Annotated in this window: 19 protein-coding genes and 1 pseudogene; 14 read left to right on the top strand and 6 right to left on the bottom strand. The window is 63.4% G+C overall.

What is annotated here, in order from left to right; genetic code table 11:
• The first annotated feature begins 552 nt into the window (after positions 1 to 552).
• From LFT43_RS19320 to LFT43_RS19310, 3 genes are all read left to right on the top strand, one after another.
• On the top strand, positions 553 to 1,056 hold the full coding sequence (locus LFT43_RS19320) for a GNAT family N-acetyltransferase (RefSeq protein ID WP_395799614.1): 504 nt from the start codon (positions 553 to 555) through the stop codon (positions 1,054 to 1,056).
• A gap of 87 nt (positions 1,057 to 1,143) precedes the next feature.
• Entirely contained in the window at positions 1,144 to 1,590 is a 447-nt protein-coding gene (locus LFT43_RS19315) for a MarR family winged helix-turn-helix transcriptional regulator (RefSeq protein ID WP_395799612.1), read from the top strand.
• Between the two features lie 27 nt (positions 1,591 to 1,617).
• Entirely contained in the window at positions 1,618 to 2,844 is a 1,227-nt protein-coding gene (locus LFT43_RS19310; RefSeq protein WP_395799610.1) for an MFS transporter, read from the top strand.
• A gap of 5 nt (positions 2,845 to 2,849) precedes the next feature.
• Here the strand turns inward: LFT43_RS19310 and LFT43_RS19305 are convergent, their stop codons facing one another.
• From LFT43_RS19305 to rraA, 3 genes are all read right to left on the bottom strand, one after another.
• Entirely contained in the window at positions 2,850 to 4,310 is a 1,461-nt protein-coding gene (locus LFT43_RS19305; RefSeq protein WP_395799608.1) for a sugar porter family MFS transporter, read from the bottom strand.
• A 266-nt stretch (positions 4,311 to 4,576) separates the two neighbouring features.
• Positions 4,577 to 6,229, bottom strand: coding sequence for an MDR family MFS transporter (locus LFT43_RS19300; RefSeq protein WP_395799606.1), 1,653 nt, complete (start codon positions 6,227 to 6,229; stop codon positions 4,577 to 4,579).
• 108 nt (positions 6,230 to 6,337) lie between these two features.
• The gene (gene rraA, locus LFT43_RS19295; protein WP_395799604.1) at positions 6,338 to 6,820 is read right to left on the bottom strand and encodes a ribonuclease E activity regulator RraA; all 483 of its coding nucleotides are present in this window, start codon (positions 6,818 to 6,820) and stop codon (positions 6,338 to 6,340) included.
• A gap of 164 nt (positions 6,821 to 6,984) precedes the next feature.
• Here rraA and LFT43_RS19290 point away from each other — a divergent pair, with 164 nt between their 5' ends.
• The 6 genes from LFT43_RS19290 (at position 6,985) to LFT43_RS19265 (ending at position 13,462) form a co-directional block, all read left to right on the top strand.
• Positions 6,985 to 8,322, top strand: a complete 1,338-nt coding sequence (locus LFT43_RS19290) for an MFS transporter (protein ID WP_395799602.1) — start codon at positions 6,985 to 6,987, stop codon at positions 8,320 to 8,322.
• Positions 8,323 to 8,443: 121 nt separating this feature from the next.
• Entirely contained in the window at positions 8,444 to 9,046 is a 603-nt protein-coding gene (locus tag LFT43_RS19285) for a TetR/AcrR family transcriptional regulator (RefSeq protein ID WP_395799600.1), read from the top strand.
• Between the two features lie 239 nt (positions 9,047 to 9,285).
• Positions 9,286 to 10,479, top strand: coding sequence for an NADP-dependent malic enzyme (locus LFT43_RS19280; protein ID WP_395799598.1), 1,194 nt, complete (start codon positions 9,286 to 9,288; stop codon positions 10,477 to 10,479).
• A 111-nt stretch (positions 10,480 to 10,590) separates the two neighbouring features.
• Complete coding sequence (locus LFT43_RS19275) at positions 10,591 to 11,094, top strand: DUF456 domain-containing protein (RefSeq protein ID WP_395799596.1); 504 nt, start codon at positions 10,591 to 10,593, stop codon at positions 11,092 to 11,094.
• Between the two features lie 291 nt (positions 11,095 to 11,385).
• On the top strand, positions 11,386 to 12,795 hold the full coding sequence (locus LFT43_RS19270; protein WP_395799594.1) for a sensor histidine kinase: 1,410 nt from the start codon (positions 11,386 to 11,388) through the stop codon (positions 12,793 to 12,795).
• Positions 12,788 to 13,462, top strand: a complete 675-nt coding sequence (locus tag LFT43_RS19265; protein WP_395799592.1) for a response regulator — start codon at positions 12,788 to 12,790, stop codon at positions 13,460 to 13,462. The genes LFT43_RS19270 and LFT43_RS19265 overlap by 8 nt, the downstream gene beginning before the upstream one ends.
• Positions 13,463 to 13,598: 136 nt before the next feature.
• Here the strand turns inward: LFT43_RS19265 and LFT43_RS19260 are convergent, their stop codons facing one another.
• Positions 13,599 to 14,069, bottom strand: a complete 471-nt coding sequence (locus LFT43_RS19260; RefSeq protein WP_395799590.1) for a DUF4383 domain-containing protein — start codon at positions 14,067 to 14,069, stop codon at positions 13,599 to 13,601.
• Positions 14,070 to 14,267: 198 nt separating this feature from the next.
• Here LFT43_RS19260 and LFT43_RS19255 point away from each other — a divergent pair, with 198 nt between their 5' ends.
• Positions 14,268 to 15,266, top strand: coding sequence for a hypothetical protein (locus tag LFT43_RS19255; RefSeq protein ID WP_395799588.1), 999 nt, complete (start codon positions 14,268 to 14,270; stop codon positions 15,264 to 15,266).
• A gap of 36 nt (positions 15,267 to 15,302) precedes the next feature.
• Here the strand turns inward: LFT43_RS19255 and LFT43_RS19250 are convergent, their stop codons facing one another.
• The gene (locus tag LFT43_RS19250) at positions 15,303 to 15,938 is read right to left on the bottom strand and encodes a LysE family translocator (protein ID WP_395799586.1); all 636 of its coding nucleotides are present in this window, start codon (positions 15,936 to 15,938) and stop codon (positions 15,303 to 15,305) included.
• Between the two features lie 103 nt (positions 15,939 to 16,041).
• Between LFT43_RS19250 and LFT43_RS19245 the strand changes: the two genes are divergently transcribed.
• The 4 genes and pseudogenes from LFT43_RS19245 to LFT43_RS19230 form a co-directional block, all read left to right on the top strand.
• Positions 16,042 to 16,497, top strand: a complete 456-nt coding sequence (locus LFT43_RS19245; RefSeq protein WP_395799584.1) for an Lrp/AsnC family transcriptional regulator — start codon at positions 16,042 to 16,044, stop codon at positions 16,495 to 16,497.
• 42 nt (positions 16,498 to 16,539) lie between these two features.
• Positions 16,540 to 17,328 (top strand): hypothetical protein, encoded by a 789-nt coding sequence (locus LFT43_RS19240; protein ID WP_395799582.1) that lies wholly within the window; start codon positions 16,540 to 16,542, stop codon positions 17,326 to 17,328.
• A gap of 38 nt (positions 17,329 to 17,366) precedes the next feature.
• Positions 17,367 to 18,725 (top strand): IS256 family transposase, encoded by a 1,359-nt coding sequence (locus LFT43_RS19235; RefSeq protein WP_395799580.1) that lies wholly within the window; start codon positions 17,367 to 17,369, stop codon positions 18,723 to 18,725.
• A 43-nt stretch (positions 18,726 to 18,768) separates the two neighbouring features.
• Positions 18,769 to 19,653, top strand: a pseudogene (locus LFT43_RS19230) (DUF222 domain-containing protein); the annotation flags it as partial.
• Positions 19,654 to 19,727: 74 nt separating this feature from the next.
• On the opposite strand, the gene LFT43_RS19225 reads toward LFT43_RS19230, so the two are convergent.
• Positions 19,728 to 20,186 (bottom strand): Lrp/AsnC family transcriptional regulator, encoded by a 459-nt coding sequence (locus tag LFT43_RS19225; RefSeq protein ID WP_395799578.1) that lies wholly within the window; start codon positions 20,184 to 20,186, stop codon positions 19,728 to 19,730.
• Positions 20,187 to 20,327 lie beyond the last annotated feature (141 nt).

Raw genomic sequence — 20,327 nt, 5'->3', positions numbered from 1 at the left:
CCACTTTCGGGCGATCCTCCTGCAGATCTGACGGCCAAAACGCTCACCCTCCTTCACTTTTGATGTGCAGGAGGGTGACCGTTTTGGGCCCCAAAGTGAGCGAACGTCGATTAGCTGCCGAGTTCTTCCGACGCAGTTCGTCCGGCGGTCTGGACGCGCCGGATAGCATGCCCGAGGGGAAGCTGTGATGAACCGACGCGCGTTTCAGTCCGTGGCTCGTGTTGGAACGTCCGGAACCCGCCGGGGACGGGTCCGGCGTTCGGGGTTTGCAGGCAGCGCGAGCATAACTCCTGGCCCCCTCGGACGCTCGCTCACCTTTGGTGCCCTTTTACCAAACGCTCTCTCACCTTTGGCGGGAAGCCCGAAGCCCTCCTTCACATGATGTCAAGGAGGGTTTTGGTTTTGGTCCTCAAAGGTGAAGGAGGGTTTCGGTTTGGATCCCCAAAGGTGAAGGAGGGTCGTGAAAATAGCCATGAACCATCCAGGAAATTGTGATTGAACGTTTCACACGAAATTCGTGCAACAAGTCTCGGGCTGTGTCAGGCTAGTGTTATGAGTCACGCAAATCCAGGAGTGAAGCCGCTGTTGAGCATGGTTCTGGACGAAGGAGTCTTCACGCTCCGCCGGGCCCACTGGGAGGACCTCCCCGCCATTCTGAGATTGCTCGCAGCTGATCAATTGGGCAGTTCCCGCGAAAACGCCGAGGACGTTGGCCCCTATTTGCAGGCATTCCAACAGATCAACGAGGATCCCGCCCAATTGTTGGTGGTGGGCCACTTGAATGGCGCCTGCGTGGCAACCTTCCAGCTGAGCTTCATCCCAGGCTTGGCGCGGAAGGGCTCGCTCCGCTGCCAGATCGAGGCCGTGCGCGTCGCCGCCGAGCTGCGGGACCATGGCGTTGGTGCCGCAATGATGCAGTGGGCCATCGAGGAGGCCAGGAGCCGTGGTTGCACCTTGGTCCAGCTCACCAGCGACAAATCCCGCAAGGATGCCCACCGCTTCTATGAACGGCTGGGTTTTGTGGCCAGTCACGAGGGAATGAAGCTGGCGCTGTAGCTCCATTAGCCTCGAGGGGCCCCAAGCCAAAGAATGAGACGCGCATCCCTTGATATTTAGGTAGCCTAACTGTTAGGATACCTAAATATGAACACCAATCAGGCTGACGATGCGCTCCTCGCCCTCGCTCAATCATTCCGGGAAGCCTTGCGGCAAAGTGTCTACGTGATGCGTCGCCTCGATTCCGAGGAGCAACTCAGTTCGGCTCAGCTTGGCGTCCTCAAGATGGCGCTCGACGGCGGTGCACGCGTCGGAGGGATCGCCCGGAACCTTGGGGTCAAGGTCCCTAGCGCCACGGAGCAGATCATCAAGCTTGAGCGCGCTGGCCTGGTCAAGCGCGAAGCAGATCCGGACGACTCCCGCGCCGTCCGCGTCGCGGCGACGCCGGCGGGGCGTGCCGCCGTCGAGAATGCAGACCGCCGGCGCAACGAATTCATCGCCGGGATCCTTGGGACCCTGAGCCAAGCGGAGCGCGACGCCGTCGAGGCCGCCCTTCCGGTGTTCGACAAAATCAACAATTCAGTCCAGAACTAAGACAAGCCAAACCTAGGAGAGCAGTCCATGAAAGGCCAGCTCGCAGACCAACTGCAGCCCGCGGAAGAAACCCTCGAGGCCGAGAAAGCCTCGTTCCTCAAGCAGCCCAAGGCTGTGTGGGCCACGGCAATTGCCGCCGTCTTCGCCTTCATGGGCATCGGCCTGGTTGACCCGATCCTGCCGGCCATCGCCAAGAACCTCCAGGCCAGCCCCAGCCAGGTGTCCTTGCTCTTCACGAGTTACTTCCTGGTCACTGCCGTCGCGATGCTCGTAACGGGGTTCGTCTCCTCGCGGATCGGTGGCAAGAAGACCCTCATGATCGGCCTAGCCCTGATTGTCATGTTCGCCTCGCTGTCCGGTCTTTCCGGCAGCGTGGGGGAACTCGTCGGATTCCGCGCTGGCTGGGGACTCGGCAACGCCCTCTTCGTGGCCACCGCGCTCGCCGTGATTGTCGGCGTCGCGAGCGGCGGAACCGGAACCGCCATCATTCTCTACGAAGCGGCCCTGGGCCTGGGCATTTCCCTCGGGCCTTTGCTCGGTGCCCTTCTGGGCGGCTGGCAGTGGCGCGCACCGTTCTTCGGCACCGCAGTCCTCATGGCTGTTTCGTTCATCGCCTTGATGGTCCTTCTGCCCAAGACTCCGGCCCCGGCAGCTAAGGCACGCCTCCGTGACCCGCTCCTTGCCCTGGGCCACAAGGGCCTGCGCACCACCGCCGCGAGTGCTCTGTTCTACAACTACGGCTTCTTCACCATCCTGGCCTTCACCCCGTTCATCCTGGGCATGGATGCCTACGGTATCGGCGCAGTGTTCTTCGGCTGGGGCGTGGCGGTGGCTGTGTTCTCGGTCTTCGTGGCGCCCGTGCTGCAGCGGCGCTTCGGTACCACCAACGTCCTGGTCGGCACCCTCGGGGCTCTCCTCCTGGACCTCGCCGGTCTGGGACTGGCCGCGGGGCACTCGGTGACCGCGGTCGTCGTTCTGGTCATTGTGGCCGGAGCCCTGCTGGGCATCAACAACACGCTCTACACCGAACTGGCCATGGAGGTTTCCGATTCGCCGCGGCCCGTGGCCTCGGCCGGTTACAACTTTGTGCGCTGGATGGGCGGGGCGCTGGCCCCGTTTGCCGCAGCCCAGCTGGGTGAGCACTTCGGCCCGCAGGTTCCGTTCTTTGCCGCGGCGGTTGCCCTGGCGTTCGCGATCCTTGTGGCCGTGGGCGGTCGCCGGTTCCTGAAGTCGCACGAACCGCACCTTGTGTAGGGGAGTTACTTGGGCGTAATCGCAAGCTCCGCGGGCTTGGAGCCCTTCGGGACGAACAGGGTGTCAGCCTGCTCGAGGGACATGCCGTTTGTCTCGGGCACCTTGAACATGACGAAGAAGAACGACGCCGACGCGAACAGCGCGTACATGCCGTAAGTCAGCGGCAGCGAACCGGCCGCCATGATGGGGAAGCTCAAAGTGATGGCAAAGTTGGCGATCCACTGGGCCGCGGCAGCCAGGCCGAGCGCGCGGGCGCGGATGCGTGAGGGGAAGATCTCTCCCAGGAGGACCCACACCAACGGTCCCCACGAGGCGCCGAAGCTGACCACGAACACGTTGGCGGCCACCAAGGCTACAGGACCCCAGGCGCCGGTCAAGGACACCGACGAACCCGTCCCAGTAGCGGAAGAAAAGGCGATCGCCATGGCGCCCAAGGACACGGCCATGCCGATGGATCCCGCCAGCAAGATGGGACGTCGGCCGATGCGGTCCACGAGGGCGATTGCCACGAGGGTGACCAAGATGTTGGTGATGGACGTTGCCACGGAGATGGCCAGGGAATCTTGCTCGTGGAAGCCAACTGCCTTCCACAGGGTGGTGGAGTAGTAGAAGATCACGTTGATGCCGACGAATTGCTGCAGCACCGACAGGATGATGCCGATCCACACCACGGGTTGAAGGCCAAACGCCTTGCCACGCAGCGAGCCCTTCGTGGCGGAGAGCTTGTCCTGTTGGATGGAGTCGCGGATTTCGCGGATGTGGCGTTCGGTATCGTCGCCGGGCATCAGGGCGTCGAAGATCTTGCGGGCGGTGTCTTCCTTGCCGTTGAGGACCAGGAAGTGCGGGGATTCCGGCAGTCGGAAGGCGATGAGACCGTAGATCGCTGCTGGTACGGCGCATGCGATGAACATCCAGCGCCAGGCCTCAATACCGAGCCCCAAAGCGTGGTGGGCGCTTCCCGCGGACGTCGCCAGGACGGCGTCGGACAGCAGGGCCGCGAAAATGCCGGTGGTGATCGCCAGTTGCTGCAGCGACGCGAGCCGCCCGCGGACCTGGCGCGGCGAGATTTCCGAGATATAGGCCGGTGCAATCACGGACGCAAGGCCGATGCCTAGACCACCCACCAGCCGCCAGAAAACCAAGTCCCAGATGCTGAAAGCCAAGCCCGTCCCGATGGAGCTGACCAGGAAGAGTGCGGCGCCAAGTTTCATGGCGGGGATGCGGCCGTAGCGGTCGGCCACCTTGCCCGCAAGATAAGCTCCCGCTGCACAGCCGAGCAGGGCGACCGCCACCGCGAAGCCCGTGACCGCCTCGCTCAGCATGAATTCGTCCTTCATCGCATCCACGGCGCCGTTGACCACCGAGGAGTCGAAGCCGAAGAGGAACCCGCCCACAGCTCCGGCAACGGCAAGGCCAATTACCTTGCGTGGGACGCCCGAATGGCTGTCAGAGCTGGAAATGGGCATGGCTCTCCCTTGAGGAAATGTAGTGGATTGTGCGGCGCGGTCGTCGTCGGCAGCTGTTTCCGACAGGGACGCCGGTGCACTCGCGCTACACAGTGTGGCACGCCGTCAGCGTGAACTTCCAGTCAGCGCGGCCGACCAGCGCGGCCGTCACGCCACGCAGACTTTCGCGCCGCCGTCGGGCACTCCCCGGCGCGAACGCTGGAAACGGAAACGGCAGGCAGTCCAAAAGACTGCCTGCCGTGACGCGGTTCGGTGACCAGCGGAACCTAGTGGGCCGAGACAGATTCCTTCGCTGCCGCCTTCGGGTCAGTGAGCTTTTTGTTCGGCAGGGCGAAGCTGATCAGGAACGCAATGCCGGTCAGCGCCGCGGCAGTCAGCATGACGGCGTCGATCGACTGCGCGAAACCCTCGGTGATAGGCCGGGTGAGCACCGGGTTGGCGTGGTGCAGCCAGCTGGTGTCGTTCAGCGAATCGTTGCTGGCGCCGTTCTTGAAGAAGTCGTACAGCTTGGCGTTGGCGGGGTCGGCGGCAACCGCAGGATCTTTGAGCACCTTGAGGTAGTCCGCGTTCCCGATGGCGTCCTTCATGCCCGAGGCGATCTTATCGGCCGCCAGGCTGAAGAGCATCGAGATGAACACTGCGGTACCCACGGCGCCGCCCATGGAACGGAAGAACGCCGCGGTAGAGGTGCCTACGCCCATATCCTTCGGCGGTACGGACACCTGCATGGCGAGGGTGAGCGGCTGCATGCAGAAGCCCAGGCCCATGCCGAAGAACACGGCGATCAGGCCGGGAACCCACAAGCCGGTGTCCACACCAAGGGACAGGCCCATGACAACGGCAGCCGCCGTCAGGATGGCCGTGCCGAGAATCGGGAAGATCCGGAAAACGCCCGACGCCGAGATGGTCCGTCCCGCTGTAATGGAACCGAAGAGGATACCCACTGTGAAGGTGATCATCATCAGGCCGGCCTCGGTGGGGGTGAGGCCCTTGACCAGCTGCAGGTACATCGGGAGCATCGCGATGGCCCCGAACATGCCGATGCCGATGATGAAGTTCAGCAGGGAGGACAGGCCGAAGGTGATGTTCTTGAAGAGCCGCAGGGGAATCAGTGCGTAGTCGCCTGCGCGCTTCTCAACAAGCAAGAACGCGACGATGCCAACGAAGCCCAGCCCGTAGCAGATCCACGAATTGACGGAGGTCCAGCCCCAGCTGCGTCCCTGTTCGGCCACCAGCAGCAGCGGAACGATTGCCAAGGTGATGGCTGCCGCGCCCCAGTAATCGATCTTCTGCTTGACGTGCTTCGCGGGAAGGTGCAAGTAAAGGAACACCACGGCCAAGGCGGCCAGGCCTATGGGCAGGTTGATGAAGAAGACCCAGCGCCAGCCGTCAAAGCCGAGGATGTTGGATGAGCCGGCGAAAGCGCCGCCGACCACGGGACCCAGTACCGACGAAACGCCAAAGACGGACATGAAATAGCCCTGGTACTTTGCGCGGTCCTTGAGGGCAACGATGTCGCCGATGATGGTCAGGGCGAGGGCCAGCAGACCGCCGGCGCCCATACCCTGGATCCCGCGGGCAATGGCTAGCTCGGTCATGGAGTGCACCGAACCGGCATACAAGGAGCCAGCGAGGAAGATCAGGATCGCGGCCAGGTAGAGCGGGCGGCGGCCGAAGATGTCGCTGAGCTTGCCGTACAGCGGAGTGCTCACCGTGGACGTGATGAGGTACGCCGTGGTGGCCCATGCCTGCAAGGACAGGCCATCGAGGTCGTTGGCGATCGTGTAAATGGACGTGGACACGATGGTCTGATCCAGGGAGGACAGGAACATGCCGAGCATGAGGCCCACCATGACGGTGAGCGTCTGACGGTGCGTCAGGACCTCACCGGCGGCCCGAACGGGCGTGGCTTTGGACATTGCTTCTCCAAGGGGTCGAAGAAAAGGGGACTAAGCAGGATAGTTGCTTTCAGTAACTATCCTAATCGCTCCTGTATTCCCTGTCTTACCCGAACGGGGAGAAAATTGTCACCGCTCTACGAGAATCCCGTCAGGATCGCAGTAGATCATGTTGCCGGGTTCGATGTGAACTCCGTCAATCACCAAGGCGATGTCCACTTCTCCACGGCCCACTTTGGAGCTCTTCTTGGGGTTGCTTCCGAGGGCTTTGACGCCCAAAGACAGCTTCGCGATCGCCACTCGATCACGGATGGCCCCATTGATCACGACGCCGGCCCAGCCGTTCGCGACTGCGCTCTCCGCGATCATGTCCCCCATCAGGGCTGTGCGCAGCGAGCCGTAGCCATCCACGACCAGCACAGCCCCTTCGCCGGCGGTTGCCAGGACAGTCTTGACCAGGGCGTTGTCCTCGAAGCACTTGATAGTGCGCACGGGGCCGCTGAAGTGGGAGACGCCGCCGAGGTCCTGGAACTGCAGTGATATCGACTCAACGTCTTCGCCGCGCTCGTCGTAAAGATCGGCGGTATTGATGGGGTTCGCTGGCGTGTTCATCGTTGATCCTCCTCGGTCCGTTGGAGTTACCCTAACGCGTGCTGGCTCGCCCTGGCGCGTCCGGGACGGTCCACTTGTCCACATAGATGCCTTCATGACGACGCATCGGACCCCCACAGCGCTACGCTGAAATCCACACGTCAAGCCGCTAGGGGAGCACCGTCATGAGCCTGTCCGATCTGCCCGGTTCATTGCCTGAAAGGCCCGTGACGGATCCTTTTGGGAACCAGGTTCCTCTGGATGCGCGCGGCGGCCCGACGACGGCGCTCGCCGAGCCTGTTGAGCGCGTCCGCTCCCTGTGGGTTACCGGAGTGGTGCTGGTCAATGTTGGCATCAACGCTGCCTTCTTCGGCCCCATCCAGGTGCTGCTTGGGCAGCAGGCCATCCACTTTGACGAAGGCCAGAAGGAAGCTATCCTCGCCCTCGTCACGGGGTGCGGCGCCGCGGTGTCCCTGGTGGCCAACCCCCTGTTTGGTGCCTTCAGCGACCGCACCGCGTCCCGCTTCGGGCGCCGAGTGCCATGGGTGGTCTTAGGGGCCATTCTGGGTGCTGCGGCCCTGGTTGCCCTCGCGGGTGCTCCCAACGTGGCCGTCATGACTATTCTGTGGTGCCTTGTCCAGGCCGGCTGTAATGGAGCCTATGCGGCCATCACAGCGGCCATCCCGGACCGTGTGCCGGTGCCCCAGCGCGGCACGGTCGGCGGCCTTGCGGCCATGGGCCAGACCGTGGGGATCCTTGCGGGCGCGGTGATCGCGTCCGTGGTTTCGGGAAACTTTGCCCTCGGCTACATCGTGTGTGCTGCTGCGCTGCTGGCCGGCGTCGTGCTCTACCTTTTCAAGAATGACGACGCCCCTCTGTCAGCGGAGACTCGGCCACCGTTCAAACTGTGGACTTTCGTCAAAGGCTTCTGGATCTCGCCCGTCAGGTATCCGGACTTCGCGTGGGCCTGGCTGACGAGGTTCCTGGTCAATGTCGGCAACCACATGGTCACGTTGTACTTGCTCTTCTTCCTCAAGGATGCTGTGCATCTTGAGGAAACGCAGGGGATCAAGCCTGAGTTCGGGGTCCTCATCCTCACAGGCCTCTATGCCGTCATGGTGATCGTCACGAGTGTTGTGGGTGGTGCCATCAGCGACCGCATGGGCAAACGTAAACCGTTGGTGATCATCTCATCCATCGTCATTTCGATAGCTAGCCTGATCCTTGGGTTCGACCCCACCTGGACAGGAGCCATTGCTGGCGCCGTGGTGCTCGGTATCGGCTTTGGTGCTTACCTGGCGGTCGACTTCGCGCTCATTACCCAAGTGCTGCCCACTGCGCTGGACCGAGGCCGGGATCTTGGGGTCATCAACGTGGCCAACTCCTTGCCGCAGGTGATCGCGCCGCTCATTGCCTACCCCTTTGTTGCGTTCTGGGGTGGCTATGTTTCGCTATACGTGGCCGCAGCCGTCATCGGCCTGCTGGGCGCCGTATTCGTGGTGAAGATCAAGGGCGTCGCGTAGGCCTGCGAATCCGTTCTCAGGGAACGGACAACTTGCTGCCGTATCATTGTCAGGACGCGCTCGGTCTTTGGGGGGCCGCGCAATCTCCCAGAACGAAGCCCAAACCAACAGAACGCCGGAAATGTCCGAACCGAACTCCTTGGAACCGTATTCGCTGGATCTGGCCGCGGGGTTGCCCCAAATGGCGGCTGCTCCCACCACGCCGAGACAGCAACTGCGCTACGCCCGGATACTGAAGACTGCCGCAGGATTCGCCCAGCGGCAGTTCGATACCGTGAGCCTTTCGGACGTATCCACCCGGGCCCATGTTCCCCTTGGGACGCTCTACCGCTACTTTCCGTCCACGGTCCATCTGATGCTTGCGGTCTACCGCCAGCAGCTCCGCGAACTCAGCGACGCCAAGCCGGACCCATCGCGCTGCAGCCAGCAGGAGCTCACCGGACTCGGGATGGAGATTTTCCACATGCGGGTCATGCAGCCCGCCGTCGAACACTGTCTTTCCCGCACGTGGGATACCCGCGACGGCGACATTCCCGTGCTTTTGCGGGACATCGAAGTGCTCTCTGCCGAGATGGTCGCGGCGGCGATCGGCGACGCTGGCAGGGCAAGGATTCTGTTGCATGTGATCAGTGGTCTGGTCCAGTCGGTCAACTGCCGTCGAATCTCGCTTTTCGATGCCGAGAAGGACCTGAAGAACGCCTGCAAGTTGATTGCGGACTCGTAGCTTTTCCCGCAACCGGCGTAACTGGTCTAGACCACTATGACCAAAAGTATGTGTTTACGGCTGGATGTCTCTAGTCTTCCTATCAAGCACCTGTCTACGAAGACAGGACCCAAGCGGCTAGCAGCCCATATCCGCAGGAGTTTCACAGCACGGACCACCCACCCTTGGTTCGGCACCGAAGCCTCTATACCTGCCCGAATTGTGCCGTGGGTTCACGGCTAGCCTGAGGAGACAACGACGTGTCCGTCGAGACCATCACCCCTGAACAGAACCTGACTGCCCTGGCCCTGAGCGAAGAGGAAATCTTCACCGCCCACGAAGGCGGCAAGCTCTCCGTTTCCAGCACCGTGCCGCTCTTGAACAAGCGTGACCTTTCCATTGCCTACACCCCCGGCGTCGCCGAGGTGAGCAGGGCGATTCACGCCAATCCCGAGCTTGCCCGCACGCACACGTGGGCCGAGCGCCTTGTGGTGGTGGTCAGCGATGGCACCGCGGTCCTGGGACTTGGCAACATCGGCCCCAGCGCCTCCCTCCCGGTCATGGAAGGAAAGTCAGCGCTTTTCAAAGCTTTCGGCGACCTGGACTCGATTCCGCTGGTCCTTAACACCACCAACGTGGATGAAATCATCGAGACCCTGGTCCGCCTGCGCCCAAGCTTCGGTGCCGTGAACCTCGAAGACATCTCCGCACCGCGTTGCTTCGAACTCGAAGAGCGTCTCATCGAGGCCCTCGACTGCCCAGTCATGCACGATGACCAGCACGGCACCGCCGTCGTGGTTCTCGCGGCCCTGACGAATGCCGCCAAGGTGACTGGACGTGAACTTGATGGACTGAAGGTTGTGGTTTCCGGTGCTGGCGCCGCAGGGATCGCCGTGTCCGAGATCCTGCTGACTGCGGGCGTCAAGGACGTCGTCCTGCTGGATTCCAAGGGCATCATCAACGCTGAGCGTGCCGACCTGGTGGCCGATTCGGGCAGCGTCAAGGCCCGCTTCGCCCAGCGGACCAACCCCCGCGGCCTTTCCGGGGGACCCGCCGAAGCCCTCACAGGCGCAGACGTGTTCGTCGGCGTTTCCTCGTCCAAACTGGCCGAGGAGCACCTGACGCTCATGAACAAGAATTCGATCGTGTTCGCCCTGTCCAACCCGGACCCGGAAGTCCTGCCCGAGGTTGCTGTCAAGTACGCGGCCGTCGTGGCTACGGGCCGAAGCGACTTCCCGAACCAGATCAACAACGTCCTGGCCTTCCCGGGGATTTTCCGCGGAGCCTTGGACGCTGGTGCGCGCCGCATCACTCCGGCCATGAAGATCGCCGCAGCCCGCGCTATCGCAGCGCTGGCCGAGGAAGACCTCTCCGCCGACTACATCGTGCCCAGTCCGCTGGATCCCCGCGTTGCGCCTGCGGTCACGGCGGCGGTTGCCGCAGCGGCCGAATAGCCCGCGCTTTCAGCCCCAAGAGCCGACGACGGCGACTCTCCCGTGCTGGGAAGGGTCGCCGTCGTTCTTTGTTCCGCCGTCAGTGGCGGGCCGCCCACCTAGACTGGGCCCATGAACGCCGAAATGATAGTGACCGTTCTTTGCGGCGTGGCCATAGCGGTAGGCGTCGTTGGCACCATCATCCCGGTACTGCCGGGGAGCATCCTGATCGGACTGAGCCTGTTGGCATGGGGCATCTGGGGTGGAGCGGGAGCGACCGGCTGGGTGGTCTTCGGAATCGGCGCGGCATGTGTCCTGGCAGGCATGGCGTCGAGCGCCGTGCTCACCGGCCGGAAGCTCAAGCAGCACGGCATCCCCAACCGCTCAGTGCTGGCAGGAATTGTCCTGGGAATTGTGGGGATGTTCGTTCTTCCGGTGGTGGGGCTGTTTGTGGGGTTCGCCGTCGGACTACTCGTGAGCGAACTCCTGCGGACCAAGGATGTCAAGAAGGCGTTGGTCTCCGGTGGCGCCGCGCTCAAAGCCACCGGCTTGGGAATGCTGCTGGAGTTCGGGCTGGCGTGCCTTGCTGCCAGCACTTGGGTGGTTGGCGTGTGGGTCGCCGCGGTTGCCGCTTAGATGCCGTCCGATCGAGCCAAAGTCGGGATATGTGACGGAGCGTTGGAGCTTTGGTCGGGATATGTGATGGAGCGTTTGCCTCGACCAACCCTCGCTCACCTTTAGCGCCTTTTTTACAAACCCTCCCTCACTTTTGGCGGCATTTTCGCCGGCGCTCGCTCACGTCTTGTGAGCGAGAACGCCAACCCGAGTTGGCTCCAAAGATGAATCCGCTGGCTTCCGGGTGGAGATCGGACGCTGGAGGGCAGAATCGGCGTCGACGTGTCTGGGGCCGTGGATAAGGTGGCTGACATGGAACAGACACTGAAAGTTGCGCGGCAATGGGGCGCCCCCGCGGCGGCCGTCATCTTTTTCGCCCTGTGGTGCGTGGCGGAAGCGGGATTCATGGCTCCGTGGATTCCACATTGGCCTGAATTGTGGACGCTCATCCTGTCAAGATTCGCGATACTAATCCTGACCGCATTCGCCATTGCCGTCTCGGCATGGCGGCCTGTCCTCTCTCTGGGGTTCACGGCCGTCCTGTTGATGGGGCAGCTGGTGTACTTTATCCCGCAGCCGTATTCCAATGATTGGCCCATCTATTTGGGTACCTTCGTTGGCTTGGGGTTCTCCATGTGGACCGCGAGAGGTCGTCTGCAATTTGTTGTAGCCGGGAGCAACGTCGTTTTCGCAGGTGTGATGACGTTCATCATGCTTTCGTGGCGATACGGGCGCGGCGTTGGATGGTTTAGGCAGTTGTTCATGGGCGACAGGTACGCGTTGGCCAACTATGGCTGGCAACTCTTCTCCTTCCTTCTTCTCATCGCTGCAAGTTGTGCTGCCGTCGGGATCGCCCTGCGACTTTACGAAGAACGCGGAAGCCTCTTCAAAGCCCGGAACCTCGTCCAGGCCAACCTCAAGGAGACCGAGGTCGAGCTCGTCGTGGAGCAGGAACGCACCCGGATCGCCCGCGACCTCCACGACGTCTTGGCACACTCGCTCGCTGTCATTGCCGCGCAAGCCGACGGCACCCGCTACCTCAGCCAGGACCAACCGAAAGCAGTGCTCGACGCCTTGGAGAACATCGCGGTGTCGGCCCGCCACGCATTGGTGGACGCACAGCGCGTCATTGAAGGAGTGCGCGACGACGGCCTGGTCACCCCGCAGCCCCGGATCACCGACGTCGGGCCCCTTGTGGAGCGAATGCGCCAAGGAAGCCTCAAGGTCCAGCAGAGCGAGACCGGTGTCCCGGTTGAGCTTGGCGCGGGACAGCAACTCGCCGTCTTCCGGATTGTGCAGGAATGCCTCACGAACGCCCTCAAACACGGCGGGCGCGGCACCGCTGTGCGGCTTCACTTCGACTGGAGCGGCCCTGGGCTGACCATGCACGTTGCTTCCGAACTGCCGGCGTCCGTTTCGATTGGGGGGACGGACGACGGCGGTGAGGTCGCGCGTGTGGGGCGCGGCATCCCCGGAATGCGGGAGCGCGCACACCTTGCCGGCGGTTGGCTCAGTTCCGGGCCCGACGGCGAGCAGTTCCGTGTGACGGTCTTCATCCCTTACGGCTCACGTTCGGCACCTTTCCCCTCGGAAGAAGGCCTGGAAGGCGCTGCGGACCAGGAAGCCGCGTCCCCAAAGGGCTTTGAGCAGGAGCCGGCGCTTGCTGTCGGAGGCGTTTCGCCGTCGTCGGCCATTGAGCAGGGAGCCACCGGACGTGGCTGAAGCGCAGATCACGGTTGCCTTGGTAGACGACCAGCCCCTCTTCCGCGCCGGCATCCGCATGTTGGTGCAGAGCCAAGCAGACATGGACATGGCATGGGAGGCCGACGACGGCGAACAGGCTGTGGCGCTCGCAACCGAGCAGCGTCCGGACGTCATGCTGATGGATCTTCGGATGCCGGTGCTGGACGGAGTCGGGGCCACGCGTCGCATCACGGAGGAAGCCGAAGCGGCGGGAGTGGAAAAGCCCAAGATCATTGCCTTGACCACGTTCAACAGGGACCAGGCCGTGGTTGAGGCGGTACAGGCGGGAGCCAGCGGATACCTGCTTAAGAGTGCGGAGCCGGAGTTCCTGCTTGCCGCGATCCGAACCGTGTACTCGGGATACTCGGTGATCGCGCCCGGTTCGGTCCACGAGCTCTTTCAGCACGCCGCCAGGACGGTGCCGGTAGCCGGGCCGGACCTCGCAGTGATGGACGAGCTCTCGCCCCGCGAGCGGGACGTGTTCCTTCTGGCGGCCAAAGGCCTAGGGAACGCTGAGCTGGCAGAGAGCTTGTTTGTTTCCGAGGCCACAGTGAAGACCCACTTGCGCAGCGTACTCAGCAAGTTCGGGCTGCGTACAAGGCTCCAGTTGGTGGCCTTCGCCTATGAGCACCGGCTGCTCGGCTAGCCAACCCTGGAACACTAGCCAACCTGGAACACTAGGCACCCCCGGAACGGCCAGGCAACCTGGACACAACGCGACGGCCGCCCCGGTGGGGACGGCCGCCGTCGTGCAACTGCAGGTGCTGCAGAGTCAGGGTGCGCTACATGGCGCGGCCCTTCGTCTCCTCTCTTGCGTCCCGCCCAAGCCAGAGGCCAAGGCCGACCATGGCAACGCCGAGAACCAGGTGCAGCCAGTTGTCCGCGGAGTTCATGGGCACGAAATCAGCACTCATGTTCGAGCTGGTGATGAGGCCGTAGATCCAAAGGACGAGGTAGATTGCGCCGCCACCAATGAGGTAACCGCGCGCCATCCTTCCAGTCCTCGCGAAGTACAGGCCTGCCGCGCCGAACAGCAGATGGACAATGTTGTGTAGGACGGATACTTGGAAGACTCCAAGAAGCATGGCGCCCGAATCATGTCCTGCAAAGGTCATGGCGCCGTAGTTGCTGGTGATGCCCGGGATAAATCCCAAGACGCCAACAGCCAGGAAAACCCAGCCCAAACCAAGTGCTGTGTTGTGCAGCGTCAGCCCCATCACGTGGTGCTGCGCGGGGTGTGAAGCAGTGGTCATAGCTCCTCCCGATCACGATTTCGATCGGCCCTTCAAATGGAGGGCCGCATCGCGGCAAGGAGTCGGAACCCTGCCGACGAGGATATCTTACTCCCGAAAACCCGGGAAATAGAGGGGAGGGGGTGGGACAAAGCGCAGTTAGCATGGTTCTGTGATGCCCAATTCTGCAATGCGTTATCCTGCGACGGCGGGGCAACCGTGAGTGAGCCATCGGTTCCCGGCACTCGCGGAGCGATTTTCGCGGACACGAGGGACATCACACCGTTCCGCGACGGACATGTCCGCACCTCGGTGAGTGGACTGGCGGAGGGCCTGAGCGGTGCGATTGCCGGCGTCCTGAAGGGAAAGGCCGCTGGCCGCATCGACGTCGACGGGGATGTCCCCAAGCTCAAGCGCCTGGCCGGCAAGACTGCCAAATCGGTATACGACGCCATTTTCACCAGCACGGAACCGGACCGCCTCATCACCTTGGCCCGCGCTTACCCCGGCTGGGCCGGGCTTTGCTACGTGGTTGCCGGGCTGCTTGCGTACAAGCACGGCGGATATCTGCGCGCGTCGGAACTGCTGCAGCGGGGCTTGTCCATACGGATCGACGACGCCGCCAGCCAGTTCTCCGGCAGTTGCCTTGGCAGGGTGGTCACTCGGGTCGAGGTGGCGGAACGGATTGATGTTCCGGTCCTGTTCAGCGAGGAATCGGTGTTCCTTGCCCTCTCGCACTGCTTTCGTGAGACAGGCCAGGCGGCGGAGGCTCTCGACATCCTGGCTAGCCTGCCGCCGTCGTTGCCCACCGCGCTGGCCCGCTGCACCGCAGCCGCGGCACTGGAGCGGCACGCCGACGTCGTCAGGTGGACGGACGGGCTCCGCAACGCGGACGACCTCTCAGCGGCGCTCTTGCTGATACGGGCGCAGTCGCTCCGGGTGTTGGGGGAGCGGGCGGCCGCCCAAGCCGCACTCACCGAGGTACTCCGGAGGAAGAAGACCAGCCTCGCCTTGCGCAATGACGCGCTCACGGACCGGGCTCTGTCGATGCTTGAGGTCAGGCGGAGGGCACCCAGCCCTCGGACGCTCAGTCCTCTCGTTGTTAAGCGGGCTCGGCGAAAGTCCGAGGGGGCTGAGTTGGAGGCGGTGGATGGGATCCGAAGGGACGTCGAGGTGCGCCGGCTGTGGAACAAGGACTTCGGCGACCCTGACGGTTAGCGCGGCCTAACGCCGGCGGTTGAGGCCGAGGTCGCGTCACCGGAGCAGCGGAAGCAACTGCTCGCCGAGCAGAACAGCCCCGAGCCCCACCATGATGATGCCGCTGCTGAGAGTCACCACGCGTGCGGCGGAAGGCCGGGACTGCAGCAGCCTTCGGGAAGTCATCGCCACGGCCGTGTAGATGATGCCGGCGAACAGCACGAAGGTGAGGCCCAGCACGCCTGACTGCACCGGCACCGGCAACGACGCCTCCGGGCTCACGAACTGGGGCACCAGGGCGAGGAAGAACAGCAGGCCCTTGGGGTTGATGCCGCTGGTGCCCATGCCCTGCAGGAAGGTGCGTAGCTGGTTTCGGGACTGCCCGACGGCGTCATCCGCGCTGAAGCTTGCGCCGCGCCACGAGCGCATGGTGCTCACGCCGAGCCAGAGCAAATAGGCGGCGCCCGCGATCGTCAGCCAGCCGAGGAGCCCCGGAACGCCGGCCAAAAGGGCGGCGAGTCCGGCTGTCAGGAGGGCCGTGTGCAGGACGTATCCACTGCACAGGCCAGCCACGGCGGGGACGAAGCTGCGCTGCCGCAAGCCAGCAGCGATCGAATATGCCCAATCAACGCCAGGGGTGCAGGCCAAGGTGACGGCGACAATCACGAAGGCGAGGAAGAGGTGGGGATTCATGGTGGCTCCTGGCTGGTGGGTACACCATGAACCTTATGAAAAATCTGCCCATAAGTGTTCCCATATTTAGCCCGGCTTGCCGCCATATCGGTAAGATAATTGCGTGATAGATGGAATTGACAGAACTATTTTGCGTCACCTCAAAGAGGATGGGCGAATGACTGCCACAGCGCTCGCGGCCAAGGTGGGATTGACCGTGGCTCCGTGCCATAGACGGCTACGGGATCTCGAGGCTTCCGGAGTGATTCGGGGGTACCGGGCAGACATCGATCCGGCGGCCATTGGCCTGGGATTCGAGGCGATCGTCTTCGTGACCCTACGCCAGGTGGACCGCACCACCATGTCGGACTTCGAGGATCGTGTGGCGTCTATCCCCAACATTGTCGAAGCACAGCGGCTTTTCGGCTCACCGGACTATCTACTGCGCGTGATCGCCGCCGACCTCCCGGCCTACCAGCGTTTCTACGACGACCAGCTCACGGCACTTCCCGCCGTCGAGCGCCTCACCTCGACCTTGGTGATGAAGAACCTGAAGTCGAACGCGGGACCGCCGGTCTAAGTTCGGCCTTATTTTGTCGCACCCTCCTGGCAGAGTGTTTCCATGGAAGCGATCGGATACTTCGACACCCGGCAGGGCCTCGCGTCCCGCGGGTTTTTCGGAGTGTCCCGCCATGCTCTTGGTCCGCGCCTTGCCGCGGTCCCGGGCGGGGTTCCGGGCGGGCTGGCGTTGGTGGATCCGCGCGACCGGGGCGGCCGGCAGGCCGCTTTGGACGGGGCCGTGGCTGCATTGAGGTCGTTGGCGGAAAAGGCGGCCGACGACGTCGGAGTCTTGGGTTTCCAGGAGGCCGTCGCGTTCGCGTCCGGGGTGGAGGAACTCTCCCGGACCCTGGACTATCTCCAGGTGGTCGCCGCTTCGCGGCTGGACAGGGCCCGGAACGATGAACCCACTACCCGGCCGGGCTGGACAACGGGCTGGGCCTCTGACGCGGAGACAGGCTCCGGCGCGGGCTGGACGTCCGAGACCACAGCAGGCCAAGCGGACGCACAGGGTGGTGCCTCCGGCTCAGTGCAGGGCGCTGGCGCGTCCGGCACGGTGCAGGCGGGGAGCCCTCGTGGCGGGGAGTTCAGGTCGACGGCCGAGCATCTGCGTTCGTTGCTGCGCATCAGTGCCGTCGAGGCCAGGCTCGCCCTGGCTCAGGAGTTGCTGCCGGGCCACGGCCTCACCGGACAAACGGTCCCTCCCCGGCACCAGGAAACGGCCGCGGCGCTGGCGTCCGGGGTGATCGGGTCCCGCTCGGCCGGGATCATCACGATGGCCTTGGAGAAGGTGCGTCCGCTTTGCAGCCCGGAGAAGGCTGCGGAGATGGAGGGTGTCAGATGGATTGTGTAGGGGTTCCGGTCCTCGTGTGATTGGAGAACACTTTGTCCATGATTGATTCCCATGAAGAGCTCGGTGCGGAACTCGCGGAAAAGGTTGCCGCGGCCGGGGACCTCGAGGCGCTCAAGGCCTCGGGTGCCTTTGATGAGCTGATGGAACAGATCGATGCCGGCCGGCTTCAGATCGATGGCAAGGACGGGTTCCTGAACCTGATGATCAAGGCCGTGCTTGAGCGGGGCCTGCAGACCGAACTGAGCGAGCATCTGGGGTATGAAAAGGGTGATCCTGCTGCCCGGCTGCTGCCGAACTCCAGGAACGGCAGCTACCCCAAAACGGTGGCCTCCACGGTCGGAGACGTCGGTCTTGCCATTCCGCGGGACCGGGCGGGCACCTTCACCCCGCAACTGGTTCCAAGAGGTTCACGGCGCACCGGCGGGCTCGATGACATGATCATCAGCCTTTATGCAGGTGGAATGACGATCCGGGACATCGAACACCACCTGGAATCGACGATCGGTACCGAACTATCCCGCGAGACGATTTCCAAGATCACCGACGACGTCCTCGAAGAGGTCATGGCCTGGCAGTCCCGGCCGCTGGATCCGATCTACCCGATCCTGTATCTGGACGCGATCGTGGTGAAAATCCGGGACGGGCATCAGGTGAAGAACAAAGCCGCCCACATCGCCGTCGGCGTGGATCTTGACGGGGTCAAGCGCGTGCTCGGGATCTGGATCCAGGCTTCCGAAGGGGCGAAGTTCTGGGCAGGGGTCTGCGCGGAACTGGCCAACCGCGGTGTCAAAGACGTGCTGATCGCCTGCTGCGACGGGCTCACCGGGTTCCCCGAGGCGATCCAGGCGACCTGGGCCAACACCACCGTGCAGACCTGTGTCGTGCACCTGGTCCGGGCCTCCATGCGCTTCGTCGCTTACGGGGACAGGAAGAAGGTCGCCGCCTGCCTGCGGAACATCTACACCGCCCCGACCATCGAAGCGGCCCTGACGGCCCGGGAGGAGTTCGCCGCCGGGGAATGGGGACAAAAGTACCCGGCAGCTCTCAAGACCTGGGAAAACGCCTGGGAACGGTTCATCCCCTTCCTGGCTTTCCCACCGGCGCTGCGGAAAGTCATCTACACGACCAACGCGATCGAGTCCCTGAACTACCAACTGCGCAAGATCATCAAGAACCGGGGCCATTTCCCCAACGACCAGGCCGCAGTGAAACTGCTCTGGCTCGCCATCTGCAACATCGAAGACAAACGCGCCAGAGAACGCCAGAAAACCAGAACCACCGACAAGGAATCCTCCGGCAACCACCTCGTCGAAGGGGCAGCCACCGCCGGCTGGATCCAGGCCCTGGGAGTCCTGAGCATCACCTACCCCGAACGACTCGAACCCTACCTCAGCTAAAAATGACTCCCGACCCCACACACACAAACAACTTGACAGGCTCCCGGAACCGTCCGAAGAGTCCCTCCGCTACCATCAAGGGGCGTTCCTGCGCCGTCCTAAGCACGGGCTGGCGCATGTGGAGATCTTCGCCACCACCGAGCAATACGAACACCTGCTCACGGTCATGAACACCGCCGCCAACCCCCGAACCCGCATACCCCAGGGCACGGTTCGTGCCTCCGTGGAACCAATAGGCGATTCGTCCGGCGAGGCCTCTGACAATGCTGACAATGCCGGGCCGTTGGACCGGCGTTCGAGGGCGCAGAAGCTCCTTGATGGTTTGATCGGCGCCTGCAGGCTCGCCCTGGCCGCAGGGTCCCTGCCCGCCACGGGCGGCCACCGCCCGCAGATCCTGGCCACCATCGACCACCGCGAACTCTTCACCCAATACGGTCGGCTTTCGCTGACCGGGCAACCTTCGCAGTCCGGTCAGCCCGCCCTGTTCAACCGCCCCCGGCAGTGCACGGGCACCGCTTCCTTCACGTTCACCGGGCCCGTCCCGGCGGCCACGTTGCGCAAACTCGCCTGCGACGCGGATATCATTCCCGTGGTCCTAGGCGGCGACGGCCAGGTGCTGGACATCGGACGGGCCTCCAGGATCTTTCCGCCGCACATCCGCAAAGCCATCACAGCGCGGGACAAAGGCTGCGCTTTCCCCGGGTGCACCATGCCGGCGCCGTGGTGCGAGGCCCACCACATCGATTACTGGTCCCGGGGCGGATCCACCAGCACCGCTAACGGGACGTTGCTCTGCAGCCATCACCATCACCTGATCCACAAGGAAGACTGGCGCATCCAGGTCCGCAACGGGATCCCTTGGTTCATCCCGCCACCTCGCACTGACCCGCATCGGAAACCCCGAAGAAACCACTACTTCCAGGTATGACCCCGAAATGGGCCGTTTCCTGCACGTCGGGAGTGCGCAACGGCGGAGACGGGTGCCGAGTTCGGCGAGGTGCCTCAGCCCCCCAGCAAACCCGTCGTCCGGTACGGAATCACCTCGCGCAGGAACATGCTGGTGGAAGTGCGCACGATTCCGGGGCACAGCCTGATCTCTTCCGACACCCGGTACAGATCGTCCGGGCTTGTGGCGACCACACGGATGATGAGGTCGGTGTCGCCGGCCGGCGCATGGCATTCGAGCACCTCGGGGATGTTGCGCAGGGCCGCGATCGCCTCGTTCAGCCGGCTCTGATCCAGTTCCGCGCTCACCGCCGCCGCAACGCCCCGGCCTAACGCGGAAGGCAGCACGCGGCTGCTGTTCGGACGCAAAGCGCCCGACGCCGTCATGCGCTCCAGGCGCGACTGGACCGTCCCGCGCGCCAAGCCCAAGCGCTGGGCGAGGACCATGATTGGCACCCGGGGGTCGTCGTCGAGCGCGGCAAGGATGCGCTTGTCCGTTGAGTCCAATTCCTGCATGGCTGCCGCTTTCCGCCTAGTCACTGAAGGTTCGGCTGGTCAGAATGTCCAACCGGATCCCATTCTCCCGCACAATATCGGCCTTGAAGCCAGCAACCGGAGCAAGCCGCCCGCAAACCATGGTTGCGAATCATTTACATG

The sequence above is a fragment of the Arthrobacter sp. FW306-04-A genome (assembly GCF_044358315.1).
Taxonomy (GTDB): domain Bacteria; phylum Actinomycetota; class Actinomycetes; order Actinomycetales; family Micrococcaceae; genus Arthrobacter.
This window is presented reverse-complemented; position numbering and strand designations above follow the sequence as displayed.